The organism is Photobacterium kishitanii, from assembly GCF_000613045.3.
Lineage (GTDB): Bacteria > Pseudomonadota > Gammaproteobacteria > Enterobacterales > Vibrionaceae > Photobacterium > Photobacterium kishitanii.
In genome coordinates this window covers 629,823-646,173 of sequence record NZ_LN794352.1, presented here as the reverse complement: position 1 = coordinate 646,173, position 16,351 = coordinate 629,823, and the positions used below count along the sequence as shown (strand labels likewise).

Genomic DNA, 16,351 nt, shown 5'->3' with positions numbered 1-16,351 from the left:
CCGCTATGACCATACCATTCGATATCAAGCAAATTCAAACCCAATTTCCAGCACTGCAACATTCAGATGTCGCACCGCGAGCGGTTTATTTAGACAGCGCGGCGACAGCTCAAAAGCCCGCGATTGTTATCGATACTCTAAGTCACTATTACCGCGGCTATAATGCCAATGTGCATCGAGGCAGCCATAGTTTAACGGCTAACGCTACCTTAGCTTTTGAACAAGCACGAGCAACAGTACAAAAATTTATTGGCGCAGCTAGCCACAAAGAAATCATTTGGACTCGTGGTGCCACTGAAGCATTAAATCTGATCGCCCAAACCTATGCTCGCACCCACTTACAAGCAGATGATGAAATTTTAGTTAGTGAAATGGAACACCATGCCAATATTGTGCCTTGGCAGATGGTCGCTGAACAAACTGGTGCAAAAGTAGTTAAAATTCCAATGTGCAGTAATTGCACATTAGATATCGACGCCTATCACCATCTATTGTCAGCCAAAACAAAAATTGTTGCGATTGCTCATATCACCAATGTTACCGGCACTCGCAACCCGATAGAGTCAATGATAGCGGCAGCCCATCAATATGGTGCTGTAGTGGTGGTTGATGGCGCTCAAGGTATAGCTCATGAACAAGTTAATGTTCAAACACTTGATGCCGATTTCTATGTATTCTCTGGCCATAAAATTTATGCACCAGCAGGTATTGGCGTACTCTATGGCAAACAAGCCCTGCTAGAAGCGATGCCACCATGGCACGGTGGCGGTAAGATGGTCGAAAAAGTGTCTTTTGCCGGTACTCATTATGCAGGTTTACCGGGTAAATTTGAGGCCGGTACGCCCAATGTTGCGGGTAGTTTAGCCCTTGCAGCAGCAATTGAATGGCTACAAAGTATCGATCGCCAAGGCGCGGAACAACATATTGCGCGTTTACGTCAACAAGCTTTAGACGGTATTCAGAATATTGATGGCTTGAGAGTTATCGGTCTTCAACCGAATGCGAGCTTATTTTCTTTTGTGGTCGATGGTGTCCATCATCAAGATATTGCGACCTTGCTTGATCAACAGCATATTGCACTACGCGCAGGCCACCACTGTGCACATCCAATGCTTGATGCGCTAGGATTAACAGGAACATTACGGGTATCATTAGCTCTTTATAATGATCAACAAGATGTCGCGCGTTTTATTACAGCGCTACATAAAGCCTGCGATTTATTGTAGTTGCAGCCAAGGAAAAAAGATGACCACCACTATAACACTACCTCAGCACCCATTTGGGACAGAGATCACCACTGCCGATATCATTGCGCAAATGCAAGCTGCGACGGGATGGGAAGATCGCTATCGCAACGTTATTCAGCTAGGTAAAAAGCTGCCACAATTGAATGACAGTTATAAACAAGATCAACTTAAAATTAGTGGCTGTGAATCACAAGTTTGGCTACACCATCAAATTATTGATGATCGTTATTACTTTATTGCCGATTCAGATGCACGTATTGTGCGAGGCTTAATTACGCTAGTGCTCACTGCTTATCATGGTAAAACTGCTGCAGAAATTAACAGCTTTGATATCGATACTTATTTTGAAAACTTAGGACTTATCGCTCATTTAAGTCCTTCGCGAGGTAATGGCTTAAAAGCAATTGTTGAACAAATAAAGCAACTCGCACAGCAATAATACTCGCTAGCAACCACAAAAAAGCGGATTCAAACGATCCGCTTTTTACTACTACTTATCACCAACGTTATGACTTATTGACGATATTTTTCAATTAGTTTCTTAATAACGTGGGCTACTGCTACAAAACCAAAACTAGCAGTTACCACCGTTGCAGCGCCAAAACCACTGGCACAATCCATTCGCTTTGGCCCTTCCGCCGTTGCTTTTATCGCACACGCAGAACCATCAGCTTGTGGGTATTTCAAATGCTCAGTGGAATAAACACAATCAATACCAAATTTACGCTTAGGATTTTTAGTAAAATTATGCTGGCGACGCAATGTTTCACGCAATTTTCTAGCCAATGGATCTTGAATTGTTTTAGTCAAATCGGTGACTTGTATTTGGGTTGGATCGGTTTGTCCACCAGCACCACCAATAGTAACAACTTTAATTTTATTACTTTTACAATATGCCAGTAATGCCGCTTTAGCTTTTAGACTATCAATCGCATCAATCACATAATCAAATTGTGTTGATAAATATTGGGCTTGATTTTCAGGACTAATAAAATCATCAATTAAATTAACTTTACACTCAGGGTTAATTAATTGAATACGTGCAGCCATTACTTCAATTTTACTTTGACCAACCGTACCTGTCATTGCATGAATTTGACGGTTAATGTTAGTCACGCACACATCATCCATATCAATTAAGGTTAATTCACCAATCCCTGAACGTGCTAATGCTTCTGCCGCCCATGAGCCTACGCCACCAATACCAATCACACACACGTGTGCAGCGCGAAGGATTTCAACTTCACTATTGCCATATAAACGACGAGTGCCGCCAAAACGCTGGTTATAACTATCGGATGCTGGGGTGTCTAATTCACGCATACTGGTTCTACACTGCTTGAGGTGGATAAACAAAGAGTGCGTTTTTATACGCACTCTGAGAACAATTGTCTAGTAACAGCCAATGATAACCATGGTAGTTACATTCGCTTAAACCGCATTATTTAGGCATCAACCAAGGATCTTGAGTGGCAGAGCCTTTAAGTCCTAAACGCCATACACGACCAAAATGCTTATAATGACCCGCATCTGTGCCCGCTAGCTTACCCATGCCATGATACAAATCGAGGTGGTTACGCTTAACAGCACCGCCAGTGTCTAGAGCTAATAATAGTCGTAATACATGCTTACCAGTCCAATTACCTTGAGCATCTAATTGTGGTACTTCTGCCAATAACACCGATCCCATAGGAATATATTTACGATCAGCAGCCACTGCTGCATTCGCTAATAACGGAATACCTGCACTGCCTTTAACATCTAACGTTTTACGTGGTGAGAAAAACACAAATGATGGATTTTGCTCTAATAATTCACGCACTTCACTTTCACTGTGATGCGCAACCCAGTTTTGAATCGCTTGCAATGACATCTTAGCTTTAGGCACTTCACCACGATCAATCAACACTCGACCAATACTGACGTAACGATGACCATTCTTACCTGCATAACCAAAATATTGCAGCTGGTTATTATCTTCAAAATGAACAAAGCCACTACCTTGTACTTCCATCATAAACACATCAAGCATTGATTTACTGTAACCCAGCACTAAACCTTGACCCGCTAATGCACCATCATAGATTTGTTCACGTGAAGGACAGCTGCCTTTACAGTTTGGCATCGCATAAATTGGGTAACGGAATACATTGGTGGGTTTATGACGTAACTCAATCACTGGCGAATAATAACCTGTAAACATCACATTACCTTCACCATTAGCACCGCCCATTTGTGCAGCTTGAATACCATATTTAGCTAATGTGCTTGGATCACCACTATGACTAGCCCAGTTTTCTACTTGGCTATATAAGGGTTCAAATTTACGTGCCATTGATGGTGAACGTGAAGTAACCATTTTAGCTTGTGGAGCAAAAGTGCTGTAATCATGAGGCTTATTTGATTCAACGTTAGCAACTTTATTTAAAACATGATCAAAATGCTGCCCTAAATATTGGTGTGCTAACGGGTTACCGATGGCGGCTAAACTAGGTTTTTCCGTTGTTGTACCTTCTGGTGATGAACATCCCACCAAACTGAAAAGAATAATTGCAACTGTTGCTTTACGTAACACGATAGATAAGCCTATAAAAGTTTTATAAAATGTAAAAATGATAGCTCGCTTAATTTTGTCAAAGCAGTAAATAGGTGACAATACTAACAAACACCATCTAAAAAGAAGTAACTATTTCAAATAATCTACCGATAACTGACATAACACTATCGAAATGTTTAAGACTGATCTGCGGTCACTAAAGTTCCATAAAAAATTAAATATACTATTGGCGATCAAACGTAGCGAAATAATGTGTTGGTTGCTGACGAATAAACGCACCATCCTCATAAAGATAAATATAAAGCTGCTGGCCAAAGTTATAACGTAATTGAACCCCATCCCAAAAATAATTAGATGTTAATAGCCGCCCCTGACGATAAATACCTTGTCGACGAACTTCAAATATTTCAACTTTATAAGGAGCAACATCCCGTTCTTTCCACACTCCGATAGCTTGCTGCATTAACTGTTGCCGCTGATCAATTGCCGTCTCAAATTTAAACACGCTGATACCAATAGCGACTAAGGCTATAACCCAAATAATTATCCAACGCCTATATCGACGCACATAAAAGAAAAAACAGTCGCTTGTCATCCTATCGCCCGCCCATCAACTCACCACCAATGGCATAAATATATAGCGGCCTTCAACACCAATACTTAATCAATCACTGAAGTAATTAATGATTTAGGCTTAATTACATTTAAATGCTGCACTGAACCAATAATTGCTTTAATTTATTGGCTATAAATTAAACATAAATACAGATATGGATATCGCTTGTGAATACACGAAAGACCCCACTGGTAAAAGGATTCCGTCAATCAGCCCCTTACTTAAACGCCCATGTAGGTAAAACCATGGTGATCATGGTCGGTGGAGAGGCTATTGCAGATCCCAACTTTGCCAACATTGTCAGTGATATTGCTTTGCTACACAGCTTAGGTATTCATATCGTGATGGTGTATGGTGCGCGACCACAAATAACCGCCTTACTACAACAACAGCATTATGATAGCCCTTACCATAAGGGAATAAGAATCACCGATGAGCATAGTTTAGAACTCGCTAAACAAGCCGCAGGACAAGTACAACTTGATATTACTGCCCGCTTTTCGATGGGACTCAATAATACCCCAATGGCGGGATCACAAATTAATGTCATTAGCGGTAACTTTATTATTGCCCAGCCACTAGGCATCGATGAAGGTATCGATTTTTGTCATAGTGGGAAAATTCGTCGTATCAACAGTAATGCTATAACCAGCCAGCTAGAACAAGGATCGATTGTATTACTCGGCCCCATTGCTAGCTCAGTAACGGGTGAATGTTTTAATCTCACATCAGAAGAAATCGCCACTCAAGTCGCAATACGATTACGGGCTGATAAACTAATTGGCTTTTGTTCCGAACAAGGGGTTGTTGATAGCAATAATGACATCATCTCCGAATTATTACCCCATGAAGCCGAACAAGCATTGCAACAGCTTATCGATAACGATAATCAACAAAGTGGTACTGGTCGTTTTCTACGTGGCGCAATTGCTGCTTGTCGAGCGGGCATACCTCGTAGTCACTTATTGAGCTATAAACAAGATGGTGCCTTGATCCAAGAACTATTTTCATTAGATGGAATAGGTACTCAAATTGTAATGTCGAGTGCTGAAAAGATTCGCCGAGCGGATATCAATGACATCGGTGGTATTTTAGATTTAATTCAACCGTTAGAAAGCGAAGGTATTTTAGTTCGTCGATCGCGAGAACAACTAGAACGTGAAATTACCCTTTTTAGTGTGATTGAACTTGATAACCTCATTATTGGCTGTGCCGCGCTTTACCCTTACCCAGATGAAAAAATGGCAGAGATGGCTTGCGTTGCTATTCACCCTGACTTTAGAGACGGTGATCGCGGCGTGTTATTACTAAATAAATTATGCCAACAAGCCCGTGAAGCAGATCTCGATAAAATATTTGTCCTCACAACGCGTAGTGTGCATTGGTTTCGTGAGCAAGGATTTTATGAATGTGATATCGAACAATTACCACTGCTTAAAAAAGATCTCTACAACTACCAGCGTCGCTCAAAAATACTTATAACGCCAACCAGTTAAAAATAGAACAACAATGTAACAAAGTGTTAATTTATAAGTTTATAATGTATGATGAAGTCTAAAGTTAGTCACTTTAAAATAATAAATTTAATAATTATAAATAACATACATACAAAAGAAAGGTTAAATAATCGCTTATGATGAGTTTACTGTTTCTACTAGTATTTGTTGCAATGCTCTGCGCATTTACTGGAAAAAAAGGTGCAAGTTATATTGTTTTTGCCATCACTGTTGTTTTGGGGCTGTATTGGTTCCATCACCATGCAACAGATTCTCTATCTATTTTACTCTAGGGAGAAAGTATGAATAATAAAAATGTAGCACTACTTAATGCCTTAGGTCTATTAGGGATCACCTTCGTTCTATTGATGGCATCAGTCCTTCAAGTTGTACTCAATGAACTACCTTGCCCATTGTGTTTATTACAGCGCTTAGGCTTTATGCTGGTAATGTTTGGTTTTATGCTCAATGTAGTTTACGGGCCACAACAGCGCCATTATGGCATCTTAATTATCGGCGCACTCTTTGGCGCAGCTACCGCATTACGTCAAGTATCATTACATGTCATTCCAGGTACACCAGGATTTGGTAGCCCTGTCTTTGGTATTCATTATTATACTTGGGCCTTTATTCTATTTAGTCTTACCATTGTAGGTGTTGCTGTATTGCAACTGCTATGGAACAAAGACTGGAATAATAATGATTACAAAATGAATCGCTTTGGCAAGTTTGTGTGCCTAGTAGCTATTTTTGCTGTCGTGGTTAACGTAGTATCGACCTTCATTGAATGTGGTCCTTACCAATGTCCAGATAACCCAGTTACTTATTGGCTATTTAATTAGCCATAAAAATAGCGACACTATAACGCCAGCATTGTTGCTGGCGTTTTTATTTATCTATGTCACTACATTAAACCAACAATTACACTAAACTAGCAGCTGCGCCAGACCACTAGCTCGCTCAGTTCGCACCTGCACACTCTTGGTAATAATATCCAGTGGCGCATACAAATACAGTCGTGACTTAGCGCGGGTAATACCGGTATAAATTAATTCACGGGTTAAAATCGGTGTGTAGTCAGCAGGTAGCACCATTACTGTATCAGCAAACTCTGAGCCCTGTGATTTATGAATCGTCATCGCATATACCACTTCATGCTCAGGAATACGGCTCGGTAAAATACCGCGAATAGTGCCATCTGGCATTTCAAAATACACCCGTAATCGTCGGCGTCCAGTTTCTGGATCAATCTCAGGCTCAAGCATGGTCATACCAATATCGCCGTTGAATAACCCTAAGGCATGATCATTACGAGTGATCATAATCGGACGGCCAACATACCAAGTTTCATCATTCGGTGAAATACGACCACGATGAGTGAGCTCTTTTTCGATACGTTGATTTAACCCCACCACGCCAAAATCACCTTCACGCAGTGCACATAATAAACGCACATTTGAAAATGCTTTTAATACCTCGACGGGTGTTTTGTCGGTTTTAATCGCATCAAGATAATCGAGATAAAAAGTGACTATCTGGTTAACCATCGACGCATAAGTTTCACTGTTTAACGGATAATGATGAATATCTTTAAACCCTTGTTGCCACACTTTATTCACCAACGCAGGTTTCCCCTGATTGATCGCTTTGGCTAATTGGCCAATCCCCGACAACGCATGGAAACGGTAACTCTTTTGCAGCATACATAAACAATCAGTCACGACACTTAAACCGATATTATTTGAGTGCAAGTCAAACCCAGTTAACTGGCTTAATAACTGCCCTTGTTGAGCACTGTAACCTTGACTAGAGAACGAACAAATATCACCCAGTACAGCCCCCGCCTCAACGGAAGCTAATTGATCTCTATCACCCAATAAGATCAATTTAGCCCCTTGCGGCATCGCTTCTAATAACCGCGCCATCATCGGTAAATCAACCATGGAAGCTTCATCGACCACCAATACGTCCAGATGGAGTGGGTTATCTTTATGGTGGCGAAATTCAACGCGATGAGGGATCGAACCCAACAAACGGTGCAAGGTGCTTGATTGCGTGGGAATTAAATCTTTAATTGCTTGTGGCACCGCCAATGATTTTATCGCCGAGCCAATCGATTCGGTTAAGCGTGCTGCCGCCTTACCCGTTGGTGCCACCAGCATAATATTGGGTTTATGCTCACCATTCGTTTGCATCACCAACGCGGCTAACAATTTAGCGACAGTGGTCGTTTTCCCCGTACCTGGACCACCAGAAATCACAGCAAACTGGCGAGTTAATGCCATCGCCGCAGCAACTTTTTGCCAATTTAAACACGCACCAGCAGGCACTAAACTATCTAATGGCTGTAAATCTGTTATTTGGTTTGCTTGTTGTAATACGCTATCGATCGTCGCCCAATCAAGCTGTTGTGGTTTTACTATATCTAAAAAATCACAAGTCAATTGCTGCCGTTGCTGGCTATCCGTAACACCTTGCAGAGCATGATATAAATGGCCATAAGTAGGCTGAAATAGATCATTCAACGCTTGATGCATCACGGTTAATTGTTGCCCTTGCCAATGCTGATTATCAGTGACTTGACCTTGATTTGTTGCCATCAGTATAATTCGCTCAGCAACCGTTTGTTCAAATTGCCAATAACGATTGAGGTATAAACGTCCATGATCAAGCACTAATGGACATGCTTGCAACCCCTTAGATTGCACATTAGCAACCACATCAAATTGATTTAGTAATGCTGCCCACTGGCTTGGATCGGGCAAGCCATCAATTAATGCCACTGATAGTCGAGTTGATAGCCCAAACAAATGTTGGATCTGTAGTTGATCAAGGCGCACACAAACATGGCCTTTACCTAATTCATAGCTCACTAACGCCGCCATCAATGCTGCCAAATCTTGTTGCGATTGAGGGCTATGCAGCGCTACAAATTTAGCAAACTGATAATCAAGCTGACGTAATCCACCCTGCTGAGTGAGTTTTTGTAAACGCTTAAGCATGTGGCAATGCTCCATTCATAACTAAATCCAATTCATCAAGTAATATTTCGCTTGGGCGGGCGTAAAAAATACCACTGTCGCTACCCGCTTGAACACCCCGCAAAAATAAGTAATACACCCCACCAAAATGGGTTTCATAACTATAATTTGGAATACGACTACGTAAGAAACGTTGCAATGCCAGTGCATAGATTTGATACTGCAAATCATAACGGTGTTCACGCATCGCCGTTTGCAATTGCTCGCCACGATACACCTGCGGATCATCACCAAGATAATTCGATTTCCAGTCTAAAACGTAATACTTACCTTGATGTTCAAACACTAAATCGATAAAGCCTTTTAGCATTCCACTCACGGTTGCAAAGCCTAATTCGCCCGCTTTGGCTGATAACGGATCATGTTTAGCAATAACTTTATTTAATGTCACCGCTTGTAAAATCTCAATCGGTAATAAAAATTCCATTTCCGTTAATCGTTGTGAAGCTGTTTTGTCAGCCAAGCGCAACATATCACCATCAAGCGGGCAGGTTAATACATCGCGAATTAATTGCTGCAATACAGGCAACCACGCTAACTCATAGTTTTCTAATTGCAGCAGTTCGGTTAATTTCGCTACCGTTTCATCACAATCGACAGCCGCGGTAAAATCAATTTCTTCAAAGACAGTATGCAAAAATGTACCGGGACGCGCGCCACGAGGGAAAGTATAAATCGAGTATTGTGGCTCTAATTCCAGCTCACTGTCATCAACCTCTTCCGTCGCATTTTGTACAGAATCAATATCAAACCCAGGTAAATCTAAACTGCTATCATGGGCCGTTTGGTGTCCTTGTTTGACCAAATTAGAATAACTGGTCATCCACCAATTACGCTCCAATGATGCAGCAAATGGCCGCTTAACCAGTGCTTCAGTTACTTCATCTTGTGGTTGCCATTGACTATCAAGTAGTTGCGGTGGCGCAGTAACGGTAATCGCGATTTGAGCTTCACTTAACTTCGCTAAGGCTAATTCAAGTGCTGCCACACCGCCTGCTTGACCATTCTGCACCAAATGCCCCATTGCTGAACGATGCAAACCCGTTGGCTCTTTGGTACTACGGCCATTACGAATTGGAGCCATACCGACATAACAACCATAAACAGCGCGAGTTAAAGCAACATAAATTAAGCGTAAATCTTCTGCTAATCGTTCTTGGTCGGCTTTTTCTATCGCTGCGGCTTGTTTAGCAATATCAAGCACAGTGATGTTATCAACCTCATCGTGATATTTAACTTCACCTTTGCTATCAACCTCACGGTAACTACATACAAAGGGCATAAACACCAAATCATATTCCAAGCCTTTAGATTTATGGATCGTGACAATCTGCACCAAATTACGCTCTGATTCTAACCGCATCACTTGATCATCAGCATTACCATCAGGCTCGGCAACATGCTCAGCTAACCAACGTAACAACGCATAATCACTATCGAGTGTTTGACTTGCCTGTTGCAGTAATTCACCAATATGAAGTAGATCAGTTAACTTACGTTCACCACCATCTTCCGCCAGTAACCGTTCAGCAATTTGATTTTTTGCCATCACACTACGCAGCATTGGCATTACACCGCGCTTTAACCATTGCTGGCGATATTGCTTAAAACTGTTAACCGCAATTTCCCACTCATTCTCATCATTATTGAGTTGATCGAGTTCGATCGCAGTACGAGCAAACAATCCCGAAGCTAAAGCCGCACGTAATATACGATCATCTTCAGGGGTTAACACTGCTTGTAATAACCGTTGAATATCTGCCGCTTCAGAGGTTGAAAACACACTATCACGGTTAGATAAATAAACACTGGCGATGCCTTGCTTTGAAAGTACTTCTCGTACTAATCGCCCTTCAGTACCGGTGCGTACCAACACCGCAATATCACCCGCGGCAATCGCATGCTGCTGCTCACCATCTAAAAAATAGGCTTGCTGTTGCTGTGACTGAGTCAGAATATGTTGGATTTGTGCCGCTGTTGCCGCCGCCATTGTCGCTTGATAATTGCCCTTAGTGATCGGCTTACCATCAGCACTCTCTTGCAACCAAAACGTCAAGGCATGTTGCGCTTCCCCTTCTAACCACCAGCTACGTTGCGCCGCTTTAGGACTATGATCAACCGCTAAAAACTCAATATCTTGATCATAAATAAACGGGCTATCTGGCTGTTGGAACACGCCGTTAACCGCAGCAATCATATTCGCTGTCGAGCGCCAGTTAGTGGCTAAGGTATAATGATCACTGACTTGGCGACGCGCTTGAATATAAGTGAAAATATCGGCGCCACGAAATGCATAAATCGCCTGTTTAGGATCACCAATCATAAACAAACCACATTCAGGGTGATGGCGATAAACATCACTAAAAATACCGTATTGCAGTGGATCGGTATCTTGGAATTCATCAATCATCGCCACCGGATATTGCGCTCGAATCTTTCCAGCAAGCAGTTCATCAACATCATTATCAATCGCGGCCCCTAATTGAGTTAGCAAGTCATCGAATGATAACCAACCTTTACGCGCTTTAGCATCAGCCAATAATTGGCGACAATGTTCAATCGCATGGGCTAATAAAGGTTCACGTAAGTTAGCCGGGTTATCTAGCAGTTCAGCAATAGCACTAAACACTGCATGCTCAGGCGCATCACCTTTGGCGGTTTTTTCAATTAACGTTTGCTGATGAAAACGGATCAAATTATCAGGTAATTCATAGCCTACTGTTGGTTGAGCAGCCCACCCACTCACTTGCTCTAACCAATTGGGTAAACTTTTTTTAGTGTAACTGCGCTTATTAATGCCAGAGCTCGCAATCAAGGCCTCAAGATCGGCTTGATGCGCACGCCATAACGCTTTTACTTCATCAATTCGCACAATATTTTGCTGATGTAATTGTGCTAACGATTCAGTCATTGCCGCCACCGACAATCGCACTGGCGCCCCCGTTAAACTGTTACCAATTTCTTTTAATAATGCGGTTGGTGATGACCAAATTTCACGGACTTCATGAGCAAGTGCTGGCGGTAAATGATAAAAATTACTACGCCAATAATCGGCAACCACCAGCTTTTTCAATTGGCTTTCATCGGTCACAAATTCATTATTAAACCGAGATCCTGATTCAAATGCATTTTGGGTTAACATTCGCTGACAAAAACCATGAATAGTATAGATTGCAGCTTCATCCATCTGCCGTTCGGCTTGCAATAAAATGGTGGCGGCTAATTTATGGTCTTGATGTTCATTTAACAGGGGAGCAATCACAGGATCGTGACTAACACCGCGACTAAACGCCAATCGCGCGTCATGAATACGAGCACGAATACGATCGCGTAATTCAGCGGTAGCGGCTTCAGTAAAAGTTACCACTAAAATTTGATCAACCGTTAACTGCTGTTGATGACGATTATTATCATTGCCGTGGCCTAACAATAGTCGTAAATACAAACTCGCAATAGTAAAGGTTTTTCCCGTCCCCGCAGACGCTTCAATCAGACGGGTACCATGCAATGGAAACGTCATTGGTTGCAGAATATTAGTTAGTACTTCGGTTGTTAGTACTTCAGTCGCCATTATGTCACTCATCCCATGGTTGCTATATGTAACAACAGTACTCGCCCGTGGTTGATCAATATCAACGATCAAGCTCATTATTATGTGAGCCAACACTTAGAAGTAAATATTGGCGTTCAAATTTCTGTTGTATTCCTATAATGTGAGAACTTACTCACGGTTTGTACTGCGGTGGTTAGTTAGTATCAGCGCCAGAAACTTGGTCACCTCTGGACCTGTGGTCGTACAGCAAACACCCTACAACTAATAATGATTTGCTGACGACCACACTACTTAACTCTGCTTTAACTATTTATTCTGGCTTAATTTCTTTACTGTTTATCACTACGGCTTGTAACACTAACGCCGCTAATTGATTTGCCTCTTGTGCCAATTGATCTTGCCATTGTGGCCATACGCGCTTGATATAATCATCGCTACCTTCACCAGCAAACAAATAGCCATCATTAAAACATTCCGCCATCTTCGTCAGTGCTTTTTGCTCGGTCTCATCATCATCTTTCCAACTACCATCACGACCAATATGAGCTTGTATCGCAGCCATCGCTGTTTTAGGGAAATACGCTAATGGTTGATTTAAACCTTGGTAGTACAACTCAATCAACTGCTGTAAATAAGCCAGTGCTTGTTGTGACTCAAGAGGCTGTAATTCAAGATGCTTATCCGTTCCTATAATATGAGTGACTTGTCGCGTTTCAGGTACCGACACCGCTAAACACAAGTGATCAAACCATGCTGTGAGTAGATCTTGTGGGCGAATTTTACCGGTGCGGTAGCGTAATAATCCAGATTGATAACGTTTCTTCAACCAGCCTTGTAACAATATTTTATGCCCTGCCACCATTACCGTGATCGCAACTTCTTGATCCGCTAGCGGTGCATGAATTAAAGGCTCAATAAGATCAGTTAAATTTGCGACGGCTTGACGGCTTGTGGCTAAATCAAGATCACCAAATGCAGCGACGGGTAAGTTACCTGCCGCCCGTTGCTCGGCTGCAAACTGGTTATAAGTCACCTCAGGATCAGCATTTTTAAGCTTAGCGTCTAACAATAACTCCAGTAACTGGTCGCGAATAAGATAACTTTCAAGACCATTAAGCACGAATGGCTCATCATCTTCTAATAATCCCATTGGCGGTTCAAAATAGACTTTCAGACGACGATTAAAAAAGTAACGTACTGGTAATCGCCAAAAACGTTGGAGTTCAGCTAACTCTAAAACTAAAACTTGCTCATCAGCAATAGGGTCAGCGACTAACGCATTAAGTTGAAACGGCGCACTTGCTTGACCATCACGGTTAGCTGCTGGTAACCATTCAATGGCAAAACTGGCATCGTCACCAATAAACGCACTTGGGCTAAATGGCACTAACGGGTGATGTTGAATTAACTGTTGCTTGATATTGTCAGCAGAAACATCAACGGCTAACGGTTGATCACCTTCACAACAATAACCTTGCTGGCAATACTCCACCAGCTCACTGACTAATACTGAGGGCACCTTTTGTGCATTATCTTGAATCGAACGACCAACATAGCTGATATATAATGTTTGCTGGGCTGATAACAAGGCTTCTAAAAATAAGTAACGGTCATCATCACGGCGAGAACGATCACCCGCTTTGGTGCGACCATTCATTAAGTCAAACCCTTCAGGGGCAATATTGCGAGGATAAGCACCATCATTCATTCCCAATAGACACACCACATTAAAGGGAATCGAACGCATTGGCATTAGGGTACAGAAATTCACTTGCCCTGCTAAGAAACGCTGACTGACACGTTCGCCAGAGAGTTTATCTTGCAAGTATTGAGTTAATACCGCTGGTGTGATCTGGCCTTGGTAACCCGCATCTTGTAACTGCTGATGCAAACGCTGCAGGTTATCGCGAATTGATTTTAAAATTAGCTCGCCTTCTAACTCAACCGCAAAAAAATCATCGAGCAATTGATATAATAAATCAGCCCATTGATTAACGGTTTGTGATTGTGCCAATGCGCTTCGATATTCAATTAAACTATCAATAAACCCCGCTAATTGACCCGCTAATTCAGCATCTAAACCTTGTACTTGCTCATAAGCTGAGATCCCCGCAAATAACCCGGTATCATGTGGCATCGCATAGCCAAGTAGCATGCGTTGAATCCCAAATAACCACGTGTTTTGCAGTTGTTCCGGTAAGTCAAACTGACTCGCAGTGTGTTGATCAAGCCCCCAGCGAATCCCAACTTCTTCAATCCATTTTTTGATTTTTTCAAAGCTAGTACTATCAAAACCAAATTTTTCCATTACCGCTGGAACTTCTAATAGCTCTAATAATTCAGAAGCATGACAGCGACTTTCAGGTAAGGTTAGTAAGCGTAAAAATGCGAGTAGAATTGGATTTTCTTGCTCAGCAGTACGGTCAGAAATAGAGAATGGAATATAACGATTACCGGGCGCATTACCAAATACCGCTTGAATAGCAGGACTATAGGCATTGATATCAGCCACCATCACAATTATATCGCGCGGTTTTAGGTTGGGGTTAGCTGCAAACATTGCCAGTAATTTGTCATGCAACACTTCAACTTCACGCATTGGACTATGGCAAGCATGAATTGTTACAGAGTGATCATCACTCGCAATCGGAAATTTATGTTGGCTCGAATCAAGTTGAGTATCGTCTTGGCGATCTTGCAGGTTTAAAATATCAGCTTGAATAGCATGTAATAAGGTATCTGGCTCTATATCAACAAAGCCAGCGTCAACTTCATTGACTTCCATTGCCGATAACAAATAAATATTATCCCGCCCCAATTTACCCATCGACGCTAATAAACTATTACCGACAACATCATTGTGCATATCATCGTCATAGTTATTTTGATCGCTATCTTTAAGTACAGATAGCAACGCATCAAGATCATCATCGTTAGCAATGTTTTGTAATTGAACTCGTTGGCTAGCCGCTAAGCGCGCTAAATGCTTACGATCACGAATATCACCCCAGTAATATTTACACGGGTTAGTAAACATTAAATGAACATCAATATGTTCACCAATCGCCGCTAACGCATCTAAATAACGTGGCGGCAATGATGATATACCAAACACAAACAATCGTTGTGGCAACCCTGCCGCTAATAAAGCCGCTTTACCTTCACTACCAGAGTAATTATTCAGCGTTTCAATAAAGTGATCATACAAATTAGCACGATGGTAAGGTGATTGTTCTAATGCCAAAGTTTGATCGTAAAGGGCTTGCCATAAGATTGGCTGCCATGGGTGCTCATCATTAAGCTCAGCAACTGTTTCACCTGCTTCCCACTGCTGAATCCATTCCGGACGATACACCAAATATTGGTCAAAAATATCAGCTATTTTTTCGGAAAGTTGGTAACACTTAAGCTGGTCAGTATCATTATCTAAATAGCGCTTTAGCGGTTCAAATTCAGATTGCTCAAACTGCTGTGGTAACACCTGCATTAATTTCCACGTCATGGCTTCTTTATTAAATGCGCTCCGCTCTGGTACATCAGCCAAAACTTGAGTAAACATTTTCCAGATAAAGGTCGCCGGTAATGGAAAATCAATATTAGCAGCAACCCCAAACGAAGTGGCTAGTTCCATTTTTAACCATTGTGACATACCTGGGCTTTGCACCAGTATTTGCTCTTTTTCAAACGGATTCGCTAATGGTTGCAAGCGGATCAACTCCACTAATAACGATTTAAGCAGATCGAGCTGATTTGAATGATAGACAGTGAACACGCAGATATCTCACAGCAGAAGAATAGTAATCAAATTGTCTACCATCACTGAGATACTGTAAATAAATAC

11 protein-coding genes are annotated in these 16,351 nt (G+C 41.8%); 5 read left to right on the top strand and 6 right to left on the bottom strand.

From position 1 onward, the window contains the following. Positions 1-5: 5 nt before the first annotated feature. Both csdA and csdE read left to right on the top strand, forming a co-directional pair. Positions 6-1,226 (top strand): cysteine desulfurase CsdA, encoded by a 1,221-nt coding sequence (gene csdA / locus PPBDW_RS03310; protein WP_036793383.1) that lies wholly within the window; start codon positions 6-8, stop codon positions 1,224-1,226. A 19-nt stretch (positions 1,227-1,245) separates the two neighbouring features. Further along, on the top strand, positions 1,246-1,686 hold the full coding sequence (gene csdE / locus PPBDW_RS03305; RefSeq protein ID WP_036793382.1) for a cysteine desulfurase sulfur acceptor subunit CsdE: 441 nt from the start codon (positions 1,246-1,248) through the stop codon (positions 1,684-1,686). A 74-nt stretch (positions 1,687-1,760) separates the two neighbouring features. Here the strand turns inward: csdE and tcdA are convergent, their stop codons facing one another. The 3 genes from tcdA to PPBDW_RS03290 form a co-directional block, all read right to left on the bottom strand. Then, a complete protein-coding gene (gene tcdA, locus PPBDW_RS03300) occupies positions 1,761-2,570 on the bottom strand; it encodes a tRNA cyclic N6-threonylcarbamoyladenosine(37) synthase TcdA (protein ID WP_036793381.1) in 810 nt (269 codons plus the stop codon). A gap of 118 nt (positions 2,571-2,688) precedes the next feature. Next, positions 2,689-3,822, bottom strand: coding sequence for a murein transglycosylase A (gene mltA / locus PPBDW_RS03295; protein WP_036796240.1), 1,134 nt, complete (start codon positions 3,820-3,822; stop codon positions 2,689-2,691). Between the two features lie 205 nt (positions 3,823-4,027). Continuing rightward, entirely contained in the window at positions 4,028-4,309 is a 282-nt protein-coding gene (locus tag PPBDW_RS03290; RefSeq protein ID WP_162271185.1) for a DUF2850 domain-containing protein, read from the bottom strand. Between the two features lie 278 nt (positions 4,310-4,587). Between PPBDW_RS03290 and argA the strand changes: the two genes are divergently transcribed. The 3 genes from argA to PPBDW_RS03280 all read left to right on the top strand — a co-directional run bounded on the left by argA (position 4,588) and on the right by PPBDW_RS03280 (position 6,758). Next, positions 4,588-5,916, top strand: coding sequence for an amino-acid N-acetyltransferase (gene argA / locus PPBDW_RS03285; RefSeq protein WP_036793380.1), 1,329 nt, complete (start codon positions 4,588-4,590; stop codon positions 5,914-5,916). 137 nt (positions 5,917-6,053) lie between these two features. Then, a complete protein-coding gene (locus tag PPBDW_RS22765) occupies positions 6,054-6,209 on the top strand; it encodes a DUF5993 family protein (protein WP_219906112.1) in 156 nt (51 codons plus the stop codon). 9 nt (positions 6,210-6,218) lie between these two features. Beyond that, positions 6,219-6,758, top strand: a complete 540-nt coding sequence (locus PPBDW_RS03280; protein ID WP_036793379.1) for a disulfide bond formation protein B — start codon at positions 6,219-6,221, stop codon at positions 6,756-6,758. Positions 6,759-6,842: 84 nt separating this feature from the next. Here the strand turns inward: PPBDW_RS03280 and recD are convergent, their stop codons facing one another. The 3 genes from recD to recC form a co-directional block, all read right to left on the bottom strand. Continuing rightward, positions 6,843-8,918, bottom strand: a complete 2,076-nt coding sequence (recD, locus tag PPBDW_RS03275) for an exodeoxyribonuclease V subunit alpha (RefSeq protein ID WP_036793378.1) — start codon at positions 8,916-8,918, stop codon at positions 6,843-6,845. Continuing rightward, positions 8,911-12,528, bottom strand: coding sequence for an exodeoxyribonuclease V subunit beta (recB, locus tag PPBDW_RS03270; RefSeq protein ID WP_054262090.1), 3,618 nt, complete (start codon positions 12,526-12,528; stop codon positions 8,911-8,913). The genes recD and recB overlap by 8 nt, the downstream gene beginning before the upstream one ends. 292 nt (positions 12,529-12,820) lie before the next feature. Then, positions 12,821-16,282, bottom strand: a complete 3,462-nt coding sequence (gene recC / locus PPBDW_RS03265) for an exodeoxyribonuclease V subunit gamma (RefSeq protein WP_036793377.1) — start codon at positions 16,280-16,282, stop codon at positions 12,821-12,823. Between the last annotated feature and the right edge of the window lie 69 nt (positions 16,283-16,351).